The sequence below is a fragment of the Colwellia sp. MB3u-8 genome, assembly GCF_014076985.1.
Taxonomy (GTDB): domain Bacteria; phylum Pseudomonadota; class Gammaproteobacteria; order Enterobacterales; family Alteromonadaceae; genus Cognaticolwellia.
Genome location: NZ_JACGVA010000030.1, coordinates 78,725 through 100,044 on the forward strand (window position 1 = coordinate 78,725; position 21,320 = coordinate 100,044).

15 protein-coding genes are annotated in these 21,320 nt (G+C 38.1%); 11 read left to right on the forward strand and 4 right to left on the reverse strand.

Annotation, left to right across the window (positions count from 1 at the left end; all coding sequences use genetic code 11):
* Window positions 1-118 precede the first annotated feature (118 nt).
* The 7 genes from H4J54_RS00570 (at window position 119) to H4J54_RS00600 (ending at window position 10,738) form a co-directional block, all read left to right on the forward strand.
* Window positions 119-1,447 carry a glycoside-pentoside-hexuronide (GPH):cation symporter gene (locus tag H4J54_RS00570; RefSeq protein ID WP_182188894.1) on the forward strand — a complete coding sequence of 443 codons (1,329 nt, stop codon included), beginning with the start codon at window positions 119-121 and terminating at the stop codon, window positions 1,445-1,447.
* A gap of 310 nt (window positions 1,448-1,757) precedes the next feature.
* Complete coding sequence (locus H4J54_RS00575; RefSeq protein WP_182188895.1) at window positions 1,758-4,736, forward strand: TonB-dependent receptor; 2,979 nt, start codon at window positions 1,758-1,760, stop codon at window positions 4,734-4,736.
* Between the two features lie 274 nt (window positions 4,737-5,010).
* Window positions 5,011-6,564: a tryptophan halogenase family protein gene (locus H4J54_RS00580; protein WP_182188896.1), complete on the forward strand. Its 1,554-nt coding sequence runs from the start codon at window positions 5,011-5,013 to the stop codon at window positions 6,562-6,564.
* A gap of 60 nt (window positions 6,565-6,624) precedes the next feature.
* Window positions 6,625-7,353, forward strand: a complete 729-nt coding sequence (locus H4J54_RS00585; RefSeq protein ID WP_182188897.1) for a SapC family protein — start codon at window positions 6,625-6,627, stop codon at window positions 7,351-7,353.
* Window positions 7,354-7,386: 33 nt separating this feature from the next.
* The gene (locus H4J54_RS00590; RefSeq protein ID WP_182188898.1) at window positions 7,387-8,403 is read left to right on the forward strand and encodes a cupin-like domain-containing protein; all 1,017 of its coding nucleotides are present in this window, start codon (window positions 7,387-7,389) and stop codon (window positions 8,401-8,403) included.
* 51 nt (window positions 8,404-8,454) lie between these two features.
* Window positions 8,455-9,951, forward strand: coding sequence for a tryptophan halogenase family protein (locus H4J54_RS00595; RefSeq protein WP_182188899.1), 1,497 nt, complete (start codon window positions 8,455-8,457; stop codon window positions 9,949-9,951).
* 73 nt (window positions 9,952-10,024) lie between these two features.
* Window positions 10,025-10,738 (forward strand): DUF6445 family protein, encoded by a 714-nt coding sequence (locus tag H4J54_RS00600; protein ID WP_182188900.1) that lies wholly within the window; start codon window positions 10,025-10,027, stop codon window positions 10,736-10,738.
* A gap of 218 nt (window positions 10,739-10,956) precedes the next feature.
* Here H4J54_RS00600 and H4J54_RS00605 read toward each other — a convergent pair whose 3' ends face one another.
* The 3 genes from H4J54_RS00605 to H4J54_RS00615 all read right to left on the reverse strand — a co-directional run bounded on the left by H4J54_RS00605 (window position 10,957) and on the right by H4J54_RS00615 (window position 16,027).
* A complete protein-coding gene (locus H4J54_RS00605) occupies window positions 10,957-12,069 on the reverse strand; it encodes a glycoside hydrolase family 16 protein (RefSeq protein WP_259366966.1) in 1,113 nt (370 codons plus the stop codon).
* A gap of 104 nt (window positions 12,070-12,173) precedes the next feature.
* Window positions 12,174-14,756, reverse strand: a complete 2,583-nt coding sequence (locus H4J54_RS00610; RefSeq protein ID WP_259367390.1) for an exo 1,3/1,4-beta-D-glucan glucohydrolase — start codon at window positions 14,754-14,756, stop codon at window positions 12,174-12,176.
* 8 nt (window positions 14,757-14,764) lie between these two features.
* On the reverse strand, window positions 14,765-16,027 hold the full coding sequence (locus H4J54_RS00615) for a sugar MFS transporter (RefSeq protein WP_182188901.1): 1,263 nt from the start codon (window positions 16,025-16,027) through the stop codon (window positions 14,765-14,767).
* A 309-nt stretch (window positions 16,028-16,336) separates the two neighbouring features.
* On the opposite strand from H4J54_RS00615, the gene H4J54_RS00620 reads away from it, so the two are divergent.
* From H4J54_RS00620 to H4J54_RS00635, 4 genes are all read left to right on the forward strand, one after another.
* Window positions 16,337-17,344, forward strand: a complete 1,008-nt coding sequence (locus H4J54_RS00620) for a LacI family DNA-binding transcriptional regulator (protein ID WP_182188902.1) — start codon at window positions 16,337-16,339, stop codon at window positions 17,342-17,344.
* A gap of 344 nt (window positions 17,345-17,688) precedes the next feature.
* Window positions 17,689-18,108, forward strand: a complete 420-nt coding sequence (locus H4J54_RS00625) for a VOC family protein (RefSeq protein ID WP_182188903.1) — start codon at window positions 17,689-17,691, stop codon at window positions 18,106-18,108.
* A gap of 116 nt (window positions 18,109-18,224) precedes the next feature.
* Window positions 18,225-18,758, forward strand: a complete 534-nt coding sequence (locus H4J54_RS00630; protein WP_182188904.1) for a YaeQ family protein — start codon at window positions 18,225-18,227, stop codon at window positions 18,756-18,758.
* A gap of 101 nt (window positions 18,759-18,859) precedes the next feature.
* Window positions 18,860-20,257 (forward strand): M28 family metallopeptidase, encoded by a 1,398-nt coding sequence (locus H4J54_RS00635; RefSeq protein WP_182188905.1) that lies wholly within the window; start codon window positions 18,860-18,862, stop codon window positions 20,255-20,257.
* 527 nt (window positions 20,258-20,784) lie between these two features.
* Here H4J54_RS00635 and H4J54_RS00640 read toward each other — a convergent pair.
* Entirely contained in the window at window positions 20,785-21,225 is a 441-nt protein-coding gene (locus tag H4J54_RS00640) for a transposase (protein ID WP_220464142.1), read from the reverse strand.
* Between the last annotated feature and the right edge of the window lie 95 nt (window positions 21,226-21,320).

Genomic DNA, 21,320 nt, shown 5'->3' on the forward strand with positions numbered 1-21,320 from the left:
GATACCCATAACGCTATTTCCAGTGTTTATAAACTATGCTTTGAATATAATTGAACAACGTAAAGTGTCATTGTATATAAAATAAGAAGAATATTAATTTTAAAACAAAGAGATTCACATGCTGAAAATTAAAGAAAAAATAGCTTACGGTTTAGGCGATACGGCCAGTAATATCATCTTCCAAACCGTGATGATGTTTTTACTTATTTATTATACCGATGTGGTTGGCCTTTCTCCTGCACTTGTTGGCACTCTTTTTCTTGTTGTTAGAATATTTGATGCCATCACTGATCCCTTAATGGGGGCAATGGCTGATAGAACAAAAACTAAGTGGGGACAATTCAGGCCTTATTTATTATGGCTAGCCCTGCCTTTTTGCCTGATCAGTATTTTAGCTTTTACCACCTTTGATTTATCTGAAAATGGTAAAATTGTCTATGCATTTGCTACTTATACTTTGTTAATGATCGCTTATACCGCGATAAACATTCCTTATTCGGCGCTAGGTGGTGTACTGACCGCTGACCCTGAAGAACGCGTATCAGTACAATCATACCGATTTGTTTTTGGTATGTTAGGTGGTCTAATAGTTGCCGCAGGGACTATGCCCTTAGTCGAGTGGTTTGGTGCTGGAGATAAAGCACAAGGCTATCAGTACACTATGATAGCCATGAGCTTGCTCGGCTTAATGCTTTTTCTGCTTTGTTTTGCCGGTACTAAAGAAAGAGTCAGCCCGCCAAAAGATCAAAACTCAAGCTTTAAAGAAGATTTGTCTGCCTTATGGAAAAATGATCAATGGCGCATTCTTTGCTTAGCTGGATTATTGTTATTAAGTGGCCAAGTACTGCGCGGCACACTGGCGGTTTATTATGTGAAGTATTATTTAGGTCGTGCTGATCTGATCACCTTGTTTATGACTTTAGGGATGATAGGTAGCATTCTAGGTTGTGCACTGGCATTACCACTCTCTAAAAAAGTATGTAAAATTAAAGCCTATATTAGTTTACAATCAATCGCTGCTTTTATTTGTATTATCAGTTATTTTGTTGGCAGTGAACAAACCGTTATGGCCTTCACTTTATTCTTTCTTTGGAGCTTTTTCTTACAGATGGCTACCCCCTTACTTTGGGCGAAAATGGCTGATACCATCGATTATGGACACTGGAAAACTGGCGTTAGAATAACGGGCATGGTTTATTCAGCTATCGTTTTTTTCATCAAACTTGGTGTTGCCATTGGCGGTGCATTAGCGGGTTGGTTATTGGCCTATTATGGCTACCAAGCTGATGTAGAACAAAATACTATCACGCAACAAGGCATATTAGCTGCTTTCACTATTTTTCCTGCTGTAGGTTCGATATTAGTTGCCTGGGTAATGCGCTGGTACATACTTGATGCAAAAAAAGTGCAGTTTATTCACCAAGCTTTAAAAAAAACATCAAGTTAGTTAATTTTAAAAATGTAAAGCGCTAGCCTAAAAACAATAGCGTTAGCGTTTTATTAGCGAGTTAACCTCGCCTCTATCAAGTAAATAAACGCACGCTAAATATAGCAACTAGACAAGATTTTAACTTAAATTTAACGAGTAAAAGCTCTAAAATAGTTAACCCTATTTATTAAAATACGGTTGACCTTATTAGTAAAATATTTTAAATTGTGGAAGCGCTTCCTGAATAAGGGTTGTTTTTTTAAATTACACTGGAAGCGCTTCCAAAGATATAATTATCATAATATGAAATGCCTCGGGGAGAAACACGATGAATTCAACTTTTAAGAAAACTCAACTTGCTACAAGTTTATCTATAATTTTAGGCGTAACGGCAATAACGCCAGTTTTTGCTGCTGAAGAAGTTATAAAAGATAAAGTTGAAGTGATCGAAGTTACGGGGATCCGTAGCAGTATGATCAAATCAATGGATATTAAGCGCTCTGCAAGTGGTATTGTCGATGCGATTAATGCGGAAGATATAGGTAAATTCCCAGACTCTAACTTAGCAGAATCGTTACAACGTATTACGGGTATTTCTATAGAAAGATCAAACGGCGAAGGCAGTAAAGTAACCGCTCGTGGTTTTGGTCCTGAACGTAACTTAGTTACGCTTAATGGTCGTCAACTTCCGACGACTACCGGTGATCGTTCGTTTGATTTTTCCAATCTTGCCGCTGAAGGTGTTAGCGGTGTTCAGGTATACAAAACCTCAAAAGCGGATGTTCCTACCGGTGGTATTGGTGCAACAATCAATATTACTACCCATCGTCCTCTTGATAATCCAGGCGAAAAAGCGGTATTTAGCGCAGAAGCATTAAAAGATCAAACAACCAAAGAAGGCTCTACTACACCACAATTTTCGGGCTTGTATTCAAATACATTTGATGATGGTAAATTTGGTGTTTCAATATCAGGTAGTTATTCAGAGCGTGAAAGTGGCAGTCAGCAAGGTAAAACAGCTTTCTGGCGAAGTTTTTCAGGTGTAACGGATAATGACTGGGGTGGCTCTAATGCAGCATGGGGTGGTGTAGGAAGAGATGATAGCCAAACTAATCGCCCAGGCGACGATGACATTTATTCAGTACCACAAAATACTATTTACAAGTTTGAAGAGCAACAGCGTAAAAGAAGTAATGCCCAATTAGTGCTGCAATATAGCCCAACAGATGCTATCACTGCGACACTTGATTACACCTATGTAAAAAAAGAAAATGACACACAATTTAACGACATTTCAGTATGGTATAACTTTGGACCAAGCGAAAATATTTGGACAGATGGCCCGATAAGTTCTCCTGCTGTTTATTCTGAAACTTTTGATCCAAATAACCCTACCGATCTTGCGATGGGTGGTGGTGACTCTAGTATTAAAGATGAAACTAAATCACTTGGTTTAAATATAGAATGGCAAGTAAATAACAGCTTAAATCTAAGATTAGATCATCACGACTCGTCAGCTCAAAGTGATCCAAATAGTCCTTTAGGTTCAAGTAACACTATCGGTATGGCTGCTTTTGTTCGTACCGCTTCTGCAACTGATTATACGGGTGATATTCCCGTACTATCTGTTACTGGCGGTAATGCAGTTCAAGCCTCAGACATGATTGTAACCGGTAGTTCTTTTATCAATATCAAAAACCGTGCTGATATTACGCAAACTCAACTGCATGGTAATTATATTCTTGAAGAAGCGGGTAGCATAGATTTTGGTCTATCATTGACCAGTTCTGAAAGCCGACATAGAGAAAAAAATGTTCAACGAAATAACTGGGGTGGTGAAGGTACTGCTGGTTCATTCGATGAGTCATTATTTCCACGTAGAAGCATTCAGGACCAATTTGACAATCTAAGCGGTGGTAACTTTGAAGGTTATAATGGCGATGTCGAAATTTTAGAAAATTATTTCGCCTTTGATTTTAATGGCGTTAGAGAACGTGCAGTTGATGTATTAGGTGTACAGGCATCTGCTTTAGGTGATTGTGGTAATTCATTTTGTCCATCAAGCGACTATGCTTCACAGACTGACCAATATACTAAAGAAGAAATGACTTCAGTTTACTTCCAATATAACTACGAAGGTGAAATTGGTACTATGCCATTTGATGTTCATTTTGGTATCCGTTATGAAGAAACAGATGTTACTTCAACTTCTTCAGTGCCTGAATTTACTAATGAACCTCGTTGGGAAGGTACCAGTGAAGTATCACTATTAAGCTCTGGTAATGTTATCTACGGTACACAAGAAGCAAGCTATGATCATTTGCTGCCCAGTATTAACTTCAATTTAGAAGTTACTGATGATGTTATTCTTCGCGCTGCTTACAGTGAAACTATTGGCCGTCCTCAATATAACAATATGATTGGTGGCACACTGTTGAACCCTGGTGCTCGTGTAGGTGGTGGTATAGGTTCTACCGGTAACGCTGGTTTATTACCACTTGAATCTGAAAACATCGATTTATCAGCAGAATGGTACTACGGCGAAGGTAGTTACGTTTCATTAGGTTATTTCACTAAAGACGTAACAAACGATATATTAGTAGACACGGTAAATACTACCACGGGTATTGTTAACCCTGCAGACGGTCCTTATACAGAAGAAGCACGTGCGGCTGTAGGCAATGATGGTTTGGCACAGCGTCAATACATCTTTGATACCTATGCGGCAACAGACCCAGAACACGTGTTCATGGAAGGCGGCAACATTATTATTTTAGGTAATGCTGAAACTGATAACTTGATGAACTTCGGTATAAGTACTCCGATAAACTTAACTGAAAAAACCGGTTATGACGGTATTGAGTTTGCCGTACAACACTTATTTGGTAATAGCGGTTTTGGTACTATTGTTAATTACACTAAAACAAATACTGACAATGAACATGATGACTTTGACATTGGCGCTCAAGCGGCTGAATTAGGTATTAGTGATTCGGCTAACCTTGTTGGCTTCTACGAAAAAGATGGTTTATCAATTCGTATTGCTTATAACTGGCGTGATAAGTTCTTAGTAGCGCTTGTACAAGATGGTCAAGCAGGTCCTGGCCCACGTTATATTGAAGAATATGCTCAAGTTGATATGACCGTAAGTTACGATGTACCACAAGCAGAAGGATTAACTGTTTTCTTCAATGCCATTAACATTACTGAAGAAAATGCTCGTACTAGTGGACGTGATGAACGACAAGTATTAGATTCAATTCAACAAGGTGCACGCTACTCTTTAGGTGCTCGCTATACATTCTAACAGCCCTTTATTGAGCTAATAAGAAAGTAAATTAAAGGTCGTATAAATTATTCGATAATGTATTTGATATTTTATACGGCCTCTTTATATATGATGTAAAAATAGAATTATTACAAAAAATATCGGTCTTAAACAAATATTTTCAAACGGTTTAATAGCTTAAATATGCAGTTAGTCGTTAACTAGCGCTAGATTGCCGAAAGAAAGCGCGATATAGTTTTAGTTGAAATATGTCCTTATGTTTTTTGTAAATATTTTAATTTTAAGTAAATTTATGAATAAACCATTAAAGAAAATTGTCATTGTTGGTGGTGGCTCGGCTGGCTGGTTGACCGCTGGAATAATTGCTGCAGAACACGCCACTGCTCAAGATTCGGGTATCGAAATCACCCTAGTTGAATCAGCAGATGTTGCCACTATGGGGGTTGGAGAAGGTACTTGGCCATCAATGCGTACTACCTTGAAAAAAATGGGGATTTCAGAAACCGAATTTCTCATCGAGTGTGATGCTAGCTTTAAACAAGGGTCAAAATTTACTCATTGGATTACCAATACTCATGAAGGCTATTATCATCCTTTTACCTTGCCACATGGCTTTAATGACATAAACCTATCATCCTATTGGCAACCCTTTCGAGATAAAATCAGTTTTGCTGATGCCGTTTGCGAGCAAAGTCATTTAGGCGCTCATGGTTTAGCGCCAAAACAAATAACCACCGCTGAATATTCATTTGCAGCCAATTATGGTTATCATTTAGATGCAGCTAAATTTGGTCGGTTTTTACGCAAACACTGCACTGAAAAATTGCATGTTAAACACATTGTTGATCATGTCAGTAAGATCAACTCAGCAAAGAATGAAGATATAGCCTCAATTACCACCACAAAACATGGTGATATTTCTGCTGATTTATTTATTGACTGTACAGGCTCAGCATCGATTTTATTAGCTAAACACTACAAGATTCCTTTCATCAGTAAAAAACATATTTTATTTAATGATTCCGCTCTAGCGGTTCATGTTCCTCATGAAAATGAAGATAGCCCTATTGCTTCTTTTACTTCATCAACCGCGCAAACTGCCGGTTGGATTTGGGATATAGGCTTACCTTCACGCCGTGGTGTTGGTTACACCTACTCCAGTGCTCATATTAGCGATACAAAAGCTGAGGAAGAGTTAATAGCGTACATTACTCCTCTTATGGGTAAAAAGTCTGCCAACGCGGCAATGATTCGTAAAATAGCACTAAACCCTGGACACAGAGAAAAGTTCTGGCATAAAAATTGTGTGGCTGTAGGAATGTCTGCTGGGTTTCTTGAGCCGCTAGAAGCTTCAGCATTAGTGTTAATAGAGCTCTCAGCTAAAATGATCAGTGAACAATTACCTGTAAACCGTCAAGCAATGGACATTGTGGCTAAGCGCTTTAATAGCAAGTTTTTACATCGTTGGGACAACATCATTGATTTCCTCAAATTGCATTACGTTTTAAGTAAAAGAACGGATTCAGATTATTGGTGTGATAATAAAAATGAAATGCATATTCCAGAGAGCTTAAGAGAACAATTGGCATTATGGCAATATCAAGCGCCATATAAGTACGATGCAATTCATACGGAAGAAATGTTTCCGCCAGCAAGTTTTCAATTCGTTTTATATGGTATGGGCTTTGTTACCCAAGCTCCCCATAAAAAAAGAACAGACCAATCAGCAAAAGCAGAGGCTTTGTTCAATGAAAATGTACAACGAACAAAACAACTATTATCTGCCTTGCCAACCAATCGTGAATTAATTAATAAAATTAAAAAATATGGCTTACCAAAAATATAGCGATACCAAGGCTTAAAAAATCTAGCCACGCATCTGTAAACAACATAATTTGGAATGAAAATGGCAAATCACGTATTACTAAATAGTACCGATCATCAAAATTTAAAAGTTATTACCGAACGTGAAGAAAAATACGGCGATAATGTTTGGTTTACCCCAACCTTCCCCACTGAATTTAGAAGCGTTCAGGCCTATTATCCGATATTTTTTAATAAAGACTCAAGTACAGGTCAATTTTATGCGGTTGCGCTATTTGGTTTTCAAGAAAATGAAAACTTATTTTTATCAAAAAATGGCTGGCAGGCACCTTACATCCCATTAAGCATAGCAAGACAGCCGTTCTTAATTGGTGTACAAAAAGTTGTAGAAGACGGCGAAGAAAAAGAACAAAGAGTGTTACATATTGATCTTGACCACCCAAGAGTGAGCCAAGAAAAAGGTGAAGCACTGTTTTTAGAGTTTGGTGGCAATACCCCTTACTTAGATAATGCCGCCGATATACTCGAAACTATGCATCATGGCCTTATCGACAGTAAGTTATTTATGGAATTACTGATTGAACATGAGTTGTTAGAGCCTTTCTCGCTAGATATGACATTAAACGATAAAAGCCAAAATCAAATGGTTGGTTTTTATACGATTAATGAAGATAAATTAAAAACGTTAACCCCGGATACTTTGGCCAGACTGCATGAACTGGGATATTTACAAGCCATTTATATGGCGATTGCTTCGCAATCAAATGTTCGAGCGTTAATGAATAAAAAAAATAAACAGTTGGGTTTGTAAAACCATTAATACAGAGCTAAATAAGGTGATTAGGTGCTAACAATTAATCATAAGGTAAAAGAAATTCACCATTGCCAGCCCGGCAATATTCCAGAATTTGTCTTGTCTTCTACTGAGCCCATGATTTTGAAGAATTTTGGCAGCCATTGGCCCGCAGTTATTGCGGGTAAAACCTCGCCACAATCGGCTGCTGATTACTTAAGAAAGTTTTATACCAATGCGCCTATAACTGCCTATTATGGTGAGCCTAAAAATAATGGCCGTGTTTTTTACAATGAAAACATGACAGGTTTTAATTTTAACAGTTCAAAAGCCAACCTGAATCAAGTGCTTGATAAGTTACTTGAGCATGTCAATGATCGACAGCCACCGACAATGTATGTGGGTTCGACCGAAATTAACCATTGCTTACCGGGCTATAATGAAGAAAACAATGCCTACATCGACCATTTAAAGCCGTTAACCAGTATATGGTTAGGCAATAAAAGCAAAATAGCCGCACATTTTGATTTCCCTAATAATTTAGCTTGTTGTGTGGTGGGTCGTCGTAAATTTACTTTGTTCCCACCCGAGCAGCTTGAAAATTTATACGTTGGCCCGATGGAATTTTCCCCCGGCGGACAAGAAATTAGTTTAGTGGATTTTGACCACCCTGATTTTGTTAAATATCCAAAGTTTAAACAAGCGTTAGCCTCGGCACAAGTTGCCGAATTGGACGCTGGCGATGCCCTATTTTTACCTAGTATGTGGTGGCATCATGTTGAAAGTTTAACCGCGTTTAACGTGCTAGTAACCCATTGGTGGCGTGATAGCCCGGCATTTATGGGACGCCCTAACAATGCCCTTATGTTGGCGATGTTAAGCTTAAAAGACTTGCCTTTAGCTCAGCGAAAAGCATGGCAAGCGCAATTTAACTATTATATTTTTGAGCATGACCAAGAAGATTTTTCTCATATTCCTACGGCTGCTCAAGGGCGATTGTCAAAACCCCTTGATGCATTATTAGCGAAACAAATACGCGCAGATTTACTGAATAAATTAAAACGATAGTAACTAAGTACAACAAATCATCCTACTAAAGTTAATTAATAAGGTTTTATTTTGAAAACACAAAACAAAAAAATTAAAAAAGTCGTTATTGCTGGTGGTGGTACTGCGGGTTGGATGACAGCAGCAGCACTCTCAAAATTATTAGGTAAAGGCATAGAGGTTGTTTTAATAGAATCAGACGAAATCCCTACGGTTGGCGTTGGTGAAGCAACGATTCCTACCTTACATATTTTTCACCAATTATTAGGCATTAATGAACAAGAGTTTATGGCAGCAACCAATGCCACTTTTAAACTGGGCATTTCTTTTGAAAACTGGCGCGACATCAATAAAGATTACATTCATTCCTTTGGTTTTCTAGGTCAAGGTTGCTGGGCCGCTGGTTTTCAACATTTTTGGCTAAAAGGCCGTGCAAAAGGCATTGTTTCTGAGATTGGTGATTATGTTCCTGAACATTTGGGCGCAAGAGCAGGAAAATTTGCCGTTTTAGCAAATCAAGAGTTAAACCATGCTTATCATCTTGATGCTGGGCTCTATGCTAAGTTTTTAAGAAGTCTTGCTGAAAAACATGGCACAACACGCGTTGAAGGTAAAATATCCCAGGTTAACCTAGATAACGAATCCGGCTATATAGACTCAATTACTTTAGCATCAGGTGAAATTGTTGAGGGTGATCTCTTCATCGACTGTACCGGCTTTAAAGGTATGTTAATCGAAGGAGCACTAAATACAGGTTTTGAAGATTGGAGTCATATCTTACCTTGTGACAGTGCTATCGCGGTGCAAACTAAGATGGTCAGAAAGCCGGTTCCATATACCCGCGCTATCGCTAGGGACTCTGGTTGGCAATGGCAAATACCGCTGCAAAATCGCACCGGTAATGGTTTAGTCTTTTGTAGTAAATACATGACAGATGAAGAAGCTAAGCAAACACTGTTAGCGAATATTCAAGGTGAGTTGCTCAACGAACCTCGTGTGATCAAATATAAAACCGGCACACGCCGTAAACATTGGAATAAAAACTGTGTTGCTATTGGCTTATCTTCTGGTTTTATCGAACCATTGGAGTCAACCGGTATACATTTATTTCAAAAGTCCATTGTGCGATTAATGCAAATGTTTCCTTCTCAGGGTATTAATCAAGCTGATGTTGATGAATTTAATAGCCAAGCTAAAACTGAAGTCGACAACATTAAAGACTTTATTATTCTTCATTATCATTTAACAGAGCGCACAGATTCACCATTTTGGCGCTATTGCAAAAATATGGAAATTCCAGATACCTTAAAACATCGTATGTCCTTGTTTAAGGAAAGTGGCCAGGTATTTAAAAAAGCAGAAGAGTTATTCGGCGAAACCTCTTGGATACAAGTGATGATGGGACAAGGCTTAATGCCTGAGCAATATCACCCTATTGTAGACTTGATGAGCGATGAAGAATTAACGAGCTTTTTAAATAATATAAAATCAGCCGTAAAGCGCAAAGTGGATAACTGGCCTGACAATAACGATTTTATCAATCATTATTGTAAATCTACTACGATGTAACGGATTAAAAAATAAATATTCCGGCATACTTTACTGCTCTGCCGGTTAATTTTTCTATTGTATGATATAAAAAATGAATGACTTAGCTATACAAATCAAGCGCGATATTAAGCTTAAAATAATGACCGTCGGTGTTGATAAAACACCGGTGATCATTATTGATGATTTTGCTATTGATACCCATGATATTATTGCTCACGCTTGTGCTCATGCTGAATTTAAAGCCCTTGATAATACTTATTATCCAGGCATAAGAGCGCCTTTACCTAAAAACTATGTCATCAATGTACTACAAGCGATTTATCAAGATATTTGCCATATCTATAACATTCCTCAGCACTTGCAATTAAAACCTCAAGAAGCTTATTTTTCTTTGATCACTACAGCCGCAACCGAGTTAAACTTACTGCAGCGCATGCCTCATTTTGACACCAGTCGGCCATTTTACTTTGCTATTTTGCATTACCTCAATAATGATAAGCACGGAAATACAGGCTTATTTCGTCACAAACCTACGGGGTTAGACAAAATTGAAACGCATAATGTGGAATATTATTTAACTTCTGCTCAACGCTTTATCAATAATAATGGCGAGTCTGCTCAGGAATATTGTATTCGTTCAAATGAGCATTTTGAGTTATATCAACAAATTGAATATAAACCCAATCGTTTAGTGATTTATCCTGGACAATTACTCCATTCGATCATTATTTCTCCTGAAAAAGATATTGACCCAAATCCCGAAACAGGTCGGCTCACGGCAAATGTTTTTATAGAATTCACATAACTTGAAGACGATGACCATAGCGATATGAGCAATATTTATTTGCTCAAACGCATCCACTAAGATAATTTTCAAATGACCTAATCATGCTAAAGTCGCTATTAGTCTTGCTTATGATGATGCATTAATAGTCAGTTAGATATTTATATATAAAAATGCTAACTAGCATCATAAAGATATTAGTTAGCAGAAATTTCAATTTAGTCAATTCTATATTAACGTTACAATGCAGGTGCTTGTTTACCTTCCACTAGCATAGCGTCATCACCGATTGTTGCACAGCCGGCACCTGTGAGAGGTGACACTGAGCATTCATAAACTCGGACATAATCTATTGCTAATGATTGTGGAAATACACTCTCATTAATGCCTTTGTCGTTAACCGAAGCGGACCAATTTCCCCCGACAGCAAAATTTAATAATAAATGAAATTTTTGATCAAAAGGTGCACCACCCTCACCGTGTATCAATAAACCCTCATCATTCATATATTGGCTATACCAACCGGTATCACGCTGGGTAGCAAAATGAATATCATCGACATACCAACGCATTTCCCCTGCTTGCCATTCAATGGCGTATTCGTGGAAACCATCTGCAGGGTTGACCCCCTCAGGTAAGTTAAATCCTTTACCTGAATAAAAATTCTCAGGCCAGGCACGGCCATAATGAAGCGTGCCATGTATACGTGATTCTTCTTCTCCTGAGCTCGCACCCGCTTCATCTGATTGTGTTTTTAAATTCACCGCTTCCATGATATCAATTTCACCCGAGCCAGCCCATCCACCATAAGCCCAGTCAGTAGGCAGCATCCAAATGGCTGGCCAGGTACCTTGTCCTTGCGGTAATTTAGCGCTAATTTCAAAGCGTCCAAAAGTCCAGTCACCTTTGTTTTTGCTGCTTAACCGTGCTGATGTATAAGGTAGAGTGCGGGTATTTCTAGGGTTGTAATTAGTGTCATCGTCATGTGCCGCAGGACCGGTGAAATTTTCTTTTAATGCCACTATTTTCAAGATACCTTGTTCAATAAAAGCATTATCTTCTCGGTCGGTATAACATTGTTGTTCATCATTACCCCCACCAAAACAATTGACCTCAAAACTCCATTTGTTTAAATCAATATTGTTATCATTAAATTCATCCTGCCAAATTAACTGCCATTGATTATTCACTACAGAAGCAGTTGTTGGGTCTTTACTCTCTTCACTCGCATGATCAGAAGGTATGTCTGTAGCTAGCGTGGTTGATATATGAGTCGTGTCATTACCCGATCCGCCACCACATCCGAGTAAAGTCATTGAACAGGCTATGAGGAATAATGTTAAATGCTGCATAGAAAAGTCCTTGTTACATATGTTTTTTATTGATGAATTGCAATCAGTAGTTACCGCCGTAATTTTAGTCATACGGCGGTTTAATTTAACGCGTCAATAATAATTTAGTCACAGCGCATGGTTGCTTTATCAATACCTTGTGGCATTAAATTTATATCAGCGAAGCTTAATGAAACTTTGCCATTAGTAGACAAGTTAAATGGCGACATAATTTTGGAGAAATCTGTGCCTGCTTTTTTAAAGCAAGCCAAGTCTATCGTCACTTTATGCCATTCATTTAAACTCTGGTTAATTAACAATGAGGTGATATCAAGAGAGCCTTTGCAATCACCTTCACAACTCATAGCTAAATTAATCGGTGCTACTGGTGTAGTTTCTAAGCGCACGCTAAAACTTAATACCGAGTCAGCCTCACTATATGCCCGCAAATCTTCTGGAAAGTTACTAAAGATATTGACACTTGCCAGCTCACTGCCATCAAAGGTTATTGTTCTAGCATCTTCTTGTACCATTTTGTCCATAGTTCTTAAGGTAATAGCCCCTAATGACTGCGTATTTGAAGTAACAGGAGATGACTGTTCACCTGATTGCAACGCAATACTCCATGGCTGCTTAATCGCTAATTCAAATATTTTAAAAGTGGCTAACTCATCAGAAGCTATTTTAGAGACTTCACTTAACTGATCAGACAATAGGGTCATTTTTTTATTATCTTGCTGCTGATAGCTTAAACCAAAACCATAAGGTAATAAGGGTTGATAGTTTTCGTCAAATCGATTAACCGATGTTTGATCCGCACTAGCAGGCCAAGAATATGAAAGCTTACCCTTAAAGTCATAACGTAAACTGCTATCCGCTTTACTAAATAAAACGTCAGCGACGCCATTGCCTTCTGAACCCGGCAACCAAGCAGCAACAAAAGCATTTGACGCATTAAGTTCCGCATTTACCCACATTGGTCGTCCACTAATAAAAACAGAAACAACAGGTATCCCTTGTGCTTTTAAATGTTTGAGTAAAGCTAAATCGGTTTTATTACCGCGTTGATACTCAAGGTTATCTAAGTCGCCATTACCCTCGGCATAAGGTTCCTCACCAAAAACAACAATAGCAACATCTGGTTTTTCAGTGAACTCACCTGTAGGGCTTAATTGCACTTTACCGCCAGCCGCATTAACAACTTGCTCTATACCGTCATAAATCGAAGACCCACCCGGAAAATCAGCGTTAGTGTTACCTGTACCTTGCCAAGTAATACTCCATCCTCCTGACTGCTTACCAATATTGTCAGCGCCATCTCCTGCAACTAATACATTTGCACTCGGCGTTAAGGGTAATAAGTTAGCTTTATTTTTAAGCAGAACTAAAGATTCACGTACAGCTTGACGAGCGACTAAACGATGTTCTGCTGAGCCAATTAAGTCAGTTTTACCTGACAATGGACGATTTTTTGGACTGGGTTTAGTGAATAAACCTGCACGTATTTTTACTCTTAAAATACGACTAACCGCATCATCTATTCTTGATAAGCTAATTTCACCCTTGTTAACTTGTTTAATGGTATTTTCATACAAAGGTTTCCAAGCAGCTGTTGGCACCATATAGATGTCTAAGCCCGCATTGACTGCTTGTGGACAGCTTTCATTAGTACAGCCTTTTACTTGGCCATGACCGTTCCAGTCACCTACAACAAAGCCGTCAAAGCCCATACGATCTTTTAAAACATCGGTCATTAAATACTTGTTGCCATGGGTTTTAGCACCATGCCAGCTATTGAATGATGCCATTACCGATTGCGCGCCAGCCGCTAAGCCACCAACATAACCTTGGGCATGATGTTTAAAAAGATCACTTTCGCTATCTAAGTTATCCCCTTGGTCATCACCACCTTGTGTACCACCATCACCAATAAAGTGCTTAACCGTACTGATAACGCGAGTGTCACCTAAAAAGTCATCACCTACAGCACCTTGCAGCCCTTTTACAATAGCGGCCGAATATAAGCCGACTATTTCAGGGTCTTCAGAGTAACCTTCATAGGTTCTGCCCCAACGATCATCTCTAACAACGGCAACCGTAGGAGCAAACACCCAATCAATGCCGGTTACCATTACTTCTTTAGCCGTGATACTGGCGATATTTTCCATAAGTTCAGCATTATTTGCCGCGCCTAAGCCAATGTTATGAGGAAATAATGTTGCGCCAATCACATTGTTATGACCATGTACTGCATCAGTACCCCACATAGTTGGAATATTTGTCCCATCTACCGAGTCATCGATTGATGCTTGATACAGAGCTTCAGCTAGTTTTATCCAATCAGCTGGCGTGGCATGTTTATTATTATCAGGGAAAGCACCACCACCATTTAAATATGAGCCAAAACCATATTTACGCATATCTTCAACCGTAATGTCTCGGATTTCAGGTTGGATCATCTGAGCAACTTTTTGCTCTAACGTCATAGTCGCTAGAATTTTGGCAACTTTAGTTTCAACTTTATTGTCTTTTTTAACTTCAATATCAAGTACCGGCCAAATGGCTATATTGTTTTCGCCATAAGGGGCAAGATCAACCTGAGCTATGTCCGAGTTCGCGTTATCAGTACAAGCAAAAAGTGACAGGGCAACAGCAATCCCCATGAAGGGTTTAGCAACACTTTTAAGTGAATTCATTTGAATAAACATAACAATATTTATACCTTTACTGATACAGGTTTACTACCTGACAAGCCATAATAAGCAATAAATACATAGCAAATAATGGGTAAGAAAAATGAGTTTTGTAGGCCAATACTGTCGGCTAAAACACCTTGGATAAGTGGTAAAATAGCACCACCAACAATCGCTAAACATAAAATACCTGAGCCTTGGCTGGTATGTTGGCCTAGGCCATTAATGGCCAAACTAAAGATGGTAGGGAACATAATTGAATTACATAAACCTACTAACAGAATGGCCAACATCGCTACTTGTCCAGATGCAAGGATAGTAATAATAATAAATACCACCGCCATAAAAGCGTTGAAGGCTAATACTTTTCCTGCGGCTAATTTTTGCATAACCGCGGCACCAATAAATCGTCCCACCATCGCACCGCCCCAATAATAGGCAATATATTTTGCGGCTTGGGATTCTTCTAAACCAGCAATGTTCGGATCATTAAAAAAACTGACTAAAAAGCTGCCAATAGAAACCTCAGCACCAACATAAACAAAAATACCAATGGCACCTAAAACTAAATGACGATATTGCCAAGCGCTACCCGCTATCGGTTTTTCAGCCACTGACTCTTCAATATGCTCAATGACAGGTAATTTTATATAAGAAAAAATAGCCGCAAGTATTAATAATAAACCGGCGAGTAAAACATAAGGTAATTGTACAGATTCTGCTTGTTGAGCGACCGACATCGATTCTGCTACTTGATCTAAGATCAAATAAGCACCAAAAAATGGCGCGATCGTGGTGCCAAGTGAATTAAATGCCTGTGTCATCGTCAGACGTGAAGAGGCTGTTTCAGGGTTCCCTAAAATACTCACATAAGGATTAGCTGACACTTGTAATATCGTAATACCACTGGCTAATATAAATAGTGCCATTAAAAATACTGGGTAGCTGTGCATGGCTGCTGCTGGGTAAAAAGCAAAACAACCAATGGCAGCAACAATCAATCCAAGCACAATGCCTTTTTGAAAACCTACTTTTTTAACTATTTTTCCTGCAGGAATAGAAACGAGAAAGTAAGCACTAAAAAAACAAAACTGTACCAGCATTGCTTGGCTATAAGATAAATCGAAAATAGCTTTCAAATGAGGAATTAAAATATCATTTAAGCAGGTAATGAATCCCCACATAAAAAAGAGTGATGTTAATGATGTAAGTGCAAAAGTATAATTTTTGTTTTCAGTGTTTGATGAAAACCTATTCACATTTGATTGAATCGGTGTACTAGCCATATAATTCCCCTAATAATTATGAACAACAGGTCATTGCTGCTGCTGTTGTTATTTTTATAATTCTCCACTTTAATACACTCAGGTAGTCCTTAAGTAAGTATTTTTAAAACAAACTGGAAGCGCTTCCATATTGAATGTCATTAAGATAAAAAGCAACTATTATTTATAGCCATAGGAAGCGCTTCTAAAATAGAAATTATTTGTGTATCTTATAACATTGATAACTATAGGCTCAGTATTTGGTTTAGCTAAGACCTTTTATGTTTAAGTCCTCTACAGCAGCATTAATAAAAAAGATGAAGGAATAAAATGGCGACTATATACGAAGTTTCCGCATTAGCGGGAGTCTCATTATCATCTGTATCTCGCGTACTGAATGATCATGAGCATGTCAGTAAAAAAACTAAAGAAAAAGTCGTGGCAGCAATGAACGAGTTAAACTATCGCCCAAATACTATTGCCCGATCATTAGCTTCCAATCGTTCAAACAGTGTTGGTGTACTAGTTTCTGAGTTACATGGTCCCTTTTTTGGTGCCATGTTGAGCAGCATTGAATTAGAGCTCAGAAAGGCAGGTAAACATGCGGTTATTACTGCAGGTCATAGTGATGAAAAAAGTGAAATTAATGGCTTAGATTTTTTAATTGATCGAAAATGTGACGCACTTATTTTACTGGTTGACGCCATTTCAGATGACTACTTAATTAAATTAAGTAAAGGTAATACCCCTTTTGTTATCTTGAACCGCAATATCTCAGAAATTAGTGACCATTGCTTTTATTTAGATAACGAACTAGGGGGTTATTTAGCCGCAAAATATTTAATTAAACAAGGCCATAAAGAGATTGCTTATATATCTGGGCCTTTAACAAAACAAGACTCGACTGAACGCTTAACTGGCCATAAAAAAGCATTAGCTGAAGCCAATATTCCCTTTAAAGAAAGTTTACTCTATGAAGGTGATTATTTAACAAAAAGCGGTCGAGATGGTATCAATTTCCTCATCAAGCATAAAACCACATTTACGGCTGTTGCTTGTTCAAATGATGAGATGGCATCTGGGGCGATGCGAGGAGCCAGGGATCACAAATGGTTAATCCCCGAACAATGTTCATTTATTGGTTTTGATAATGCTTTTTTCACTGAGTATCTCTACCCTCAATTAACGACGATTAATTTTCCAGTTAACGATATGGCGAAAATGTCTACTCAATGGATCCTGAAAAATGTCTATAAGCAAAAAGAGTTAGACATCACCAACATGTTTATTCCTGAACTTATTGAACGACAATCAGTCAAAAAAATTAACATTAATTAAAATTAGATGTAATCATCCATGAGCTTAACTTGATGCGATTTAACTTGATGCGACTACTGAGCTAATTAATCTTTCAAAATCACAAGTTCTCTTCAGTAAAAGATACCAAGAGTTAAAACACGACAGTAAATAAAACGCTAGTGTAAGTATGGTGTTTAAACTTGAACTCAATAATTTTTACCTGTTAGCAAAGCAAAAAAACAATACGTTTATGAGGGAAGTGAATACTGGAAGAGATCTTTTGACAATAAACAACTTAAAAACCTTATCAAATAGTCATATCAAAGACTAGAAATGATAAGGTTATCAATTTTATCATTAAATATAAAATGGACGAGTAAACTATGAAATTTTTACATACTATGATTCGTATTACGGACTTAGACAAGTCACTAGATTTTTTTATTAAGCATTTAGGCTTAATAGAAACCCGCCGTTTTGACGTTCCTGCAGGTAAATTCAGCTTAATATTTTTAGCAACAGAGCCAGGTGCCGCTGAAATAGAACTTACCCACAACTGGCATTCAGCAGAAGAATATACTGTCGGTAGAAACTTTGGCCATTTAGCCTTTGAGGTTGACGATATCTATGCCTTATGTGAAAAGCTAATGGCCGCAGGTATTACTATTAACCGACCACCACGCTGTGGCCACATGGCATTTGTTAAATCACCTGATAATATTTCAATCGAATTATTACAAAAAGGCGAGCGATTAGCGCCACAAGAACCTTGGTTAAGCATGGAAAATTCAGGTAACTGGTAAAATAGTCGACACAAGCTGAAGATTAATTAATTCACTTGTTATAAGTTGCTATCACAAGGACTTAATACGCGTTAATATACTGAATTAATTAATCAAAAATAATACTCAGAATCTTCATGGCCTTAAAAGCAACCATCAAAAAAGCGACCATCCATCTCTCTGATATGGATCGTCACTATTATGACACCATACAATTAACCATAGCACAGCACCCTTCTGAGAATGACCGTCGTATGATGATCAGACTCATTACCTATGTACTCAATGCCAGTGAAAACCTACAATTTGGTAAAGGTGTTAGTGATGAGGACGAAGCGGCCATTTGGCGAGTTAATTACAGTGACGTCATTGAACTATGGATTGAGCTAGGCCAACTCGATGAAAAAAGACTGAAAAAAGCCTGTAATCGCGCCCAACAAGTGAAGCTTTATTGTTATGGCAGCAGCGTAGACACCTGGTGGCAACAATCTAAAAGTAAACTAAATCAACTCAATAAACTATCGGTAGAAAGCTTTAGTGAAGAAACATCACAAGCTTTGGAGCTACTCGCCAATCGCTCGATGGAATTTCAAGTGAGTATACAAGATGGCCAGTGCTGGCTTACCTGTGGTGAACAGTCACTATTAATTGAACTCAATAAACTTAAATAGTCTTAGCCTAATAGGCGCTAATTGAATAACAACACTTAGCGTTAGCACTTGATTATTTTGCAATAATAAAATATTTAAATACTATGGCAATACCAATAACTATGATGCGCATATTTAACTCTTCACTAGAGAAACACACCGATTATAAACTCAAAATTTTCTCGGTTATGCTAGCGATTACCTGCTCATTCTCTAGTGTTGCAGCGACAATACCGTTAAAACAAGTGGTCAAAGATATTACCTATTTAGCCGCTGACAATTTAAAAGGTCGGGCAAGTTTTAGCCCTGAAATTGACCAAGCGGCAAATTATATTGCTCAGCGTTTTGCTAATATTGGCCTAAAGCCCCTGCAAACCAATTTCCCGTTAAGTAAAGCAACCATTAATGCGACTCTTGACTCCAAAGATAAACCTGCCCTGTTCTTACAAGCTTTTACCGTCAATCAAATCCAAGCTCAAACGCTTAACGTGGTGTTAAATAGTAAAAAAATTAGTCCTGAATACTTGGCTATAGCGACAACAATGGAGCAAGTAAATTGGCAATTCGGTAATGCACAAAGCCATAGGGTTGAGAAAACCGATGATCTAGGTAAAATATTAACTGAGTTAAACCAAGCCGGTGGTCAACACTTAGTTATTATCAATAGCGCACATGCGAAAAGCTTTAAGGCCTATCAAAATTATTTTAATCGTGGCTTAACTAAGCTTTCACTTGAACATCCTGGTGCTATTGTCATGGTATTAAGTGACGAAAATGAAATTGAAAACTATAGCGTTAACGCCAGTGCAATAATCACTAAACAATCGCTAACCAATGTAGTGGGTGTCTTACCTGGTATTGAAAGCCCTAAAGAAATCGTTTTATACTCATCACATTACGACCATTTGGGTATTACAGACGATGGTAAAAAAATCTATAATGGCGCTGATGACGATGCATCCGGTACAACAGCGGTATTAAATTTAGCGCAATATTACGCCGAAAAAGGCGATAACAAACGTACGTTAATGTTTAGTGCTTTTACGGCTGAAGAGATTGGTGGCTTTGGCTCTAGCTATTTTTCACAGCAGCTTAACCCTGATAACGTGGTTGCCATGATCAATATTGAAATGATTGGTAAACCATCGAAATTTGGCCCAGGAACCGTTTGGATGACGGGTATGGAACGCTCTAATTTAGGCGCATTACTCAATAAAAAACTCATCGCACTTAACACAAAAATATACCAAGACCCCTACCCAAAACAAGGGCTATTTTATCGCTCAGACAATGCAACTTTAGCGCGTTTAGGGGTACCTGCACACAGTTTTAGCAGTACACAACTCGATAAGGACCAACATTATCATCAAGTGAGTGACGACATTAGTAGTTTAGACTTATCATCGATGCATAAAGTCATTGAATCGTTAGCCACAGCAACACAGTCGCTTGTTGACGGCGCAGTAACACCAACGCGGATTGATAAAGCGCAAATAGCCATTGAAGGTAAAATTTACTAAACTGATCATGCTTTTAACTTTAAAGTCAGTGTTAGCCTTCAAAGCTAATATTGACCTTAGGTCTAACCTTAGGTCTAACTTAAGATCTAACCTTAGGTCTAACTTAAGACTAATTTTAATGAGTCAGGCTTTAATTAGAGAAAAGTCAATCCAGCGTATGATGAGCAAGTAGCCGAGCTTTAACCGCTTAAAAATCTACAATATTGAGCAATCATTCGATTAACCATTTTTTAAATTAGAAGTCTGGGGCAAGGATTATAATACGGGGATGAACTATTAACATAAAGTAAACAACTCTGGAACAGGTTCTCCCAATAAGCTTGCTTACTCTAAATTTGATTTAGCAACTATTCCTTTAATGCCACCAGAATTTAATGTCTTTAATGAACATTGTTATGGTATGAATAAAGAAAATTGGAGTGTGCCAACAGGAGATGTTACAAAATATGAACTTTGGGCTTCACAATCATCTGATTTTAGCTTTCCTTGGTTGTACTATACTGGCTTGGCTACACTGGCTTGGCTACTTAAAATTGAGCACTGCGCAGCATCCAAATCGACATTGTTTGACGACTTAATTCAATGCCAATATCGCTAAACATCGTTTCTTGGCGGTATAACGGTAAGTCAAACGGGTATTTACACGCGATGATTTGGCTGAGTAAGTTGGGCATTGCCATACTTTTTGGTTTCGTTTTTGTTGTCGCGTCAGCGTCTAGAGCGGCCAGAAGCTTTTTGTCGTGCTCATCAAGCACAAATTCTACTTCATTGAATACTTCATCATCACCCGGCATTTTCTCTAAATTTTTACCGTATTCGTTGGCAAGTTTGAGATTATAGCGCTCAAGAAATTGTTGATAAGCAACGTATTTTTCTGCTAATTCTCTTTCCATACGTTGCTGCAACTCAAGCAGCATTTGCTTAAGTTGTTCAGGGTCATTGGGGAGTGAATTTTCATTAAATTTCATCCAATGATTTTAAGCTTACCTTGTATTGAGTGACAAGTTCTGTTTTATGAATCATCTAATAAGATACTATTTTTAACAATAGTATTACGACAAGG

Coding starts and splice junctions, on each gene's coding strand:
- H4J54_RS00640 (WP_220464142.1), bottom strand. CDS start 21,225: ATGAAATTTAATGAAAATTCACTCCCCAATGACCCTGAACAACTTAAG.
- H4J54_RS00620 (WP_182188902.1), top strand. CDS start 16,337: ATGGCGACTATATACGAAGTTTCCGCATTAGCGGGAGTCTCATTATCA.
- H4J54_RS00610 (WP_259367390.1), bottom strand. CDS start 14,756: ATGTTTATTCAAATGAATTCACTTAAAAGTGTTGCTAAACCCTTCATG.
- H4J54_RS00600 (WP_182188900.1), top strand. CDS start 10,025: ATGAATGACTTAGCTATACAAATCAAGCGCGATATTAAGCTTAAAATA.
- H4J54_RS00635 (WP_182188905.1), top strand. CDS start 18,860: ATGATGCGCATATTTAACTCTTCACTAGAGAAACACACCGATTATAAA.
- H4J54_RS00570 (WP_182188894.1), top strand. CDS start 119: ATGCTGAAAATTAAAGAAAAAATAGCTTACGGTTTAGGCGATACGGCC.
- H4J54_RS00630 (WP_182188904.1), top strand. CDS start 18,225: ATGGCCTTAAAAGCAACCATCAAAAAAGCGACCATCCATCTCTCTGAT.
- H4J54_RS00580 (WP_182188896.1), top strand. CDS start 5,011: ATGAATAAACCATTAAAGAAAATTGTCATTGTTGGTGGTGGCTCGGCT.
- H4J54_RS00585 (WP_182188897.1), top strand. CDS start 6,625: ATGGCAAATCACGTATTACTAAATAGTACCGATCATCAAAATTTAAAA.
- H4J54_RS00615 (WP_182188901.1), bottom strand. CDS start 16,027: ATGGCTAGTACACCGATTCAATCAAATGTGAATAGGTTTTCATCAAAC.
- H4J54_RS00575 (WP_182188895.1), top strand. CDS start 1,758: ATGAATTCAACTTTTAAGAAAACTCAACTTGCTACAAGTTTATCTATA.
- H4J54_RS00605 (WP_259366966.1), bottom strand. CDS start 12,069: ATGCAGCATTTAACATTATTCCTCATAGCCTGTTCAATGACTTTACTC.
- H4J54_RS00625 (WP_182188903.1), top strand. CDS start 17,689: ATGAAATTTTTACATACTATGATTCGTATTACGGACTTAGACAAGTCA.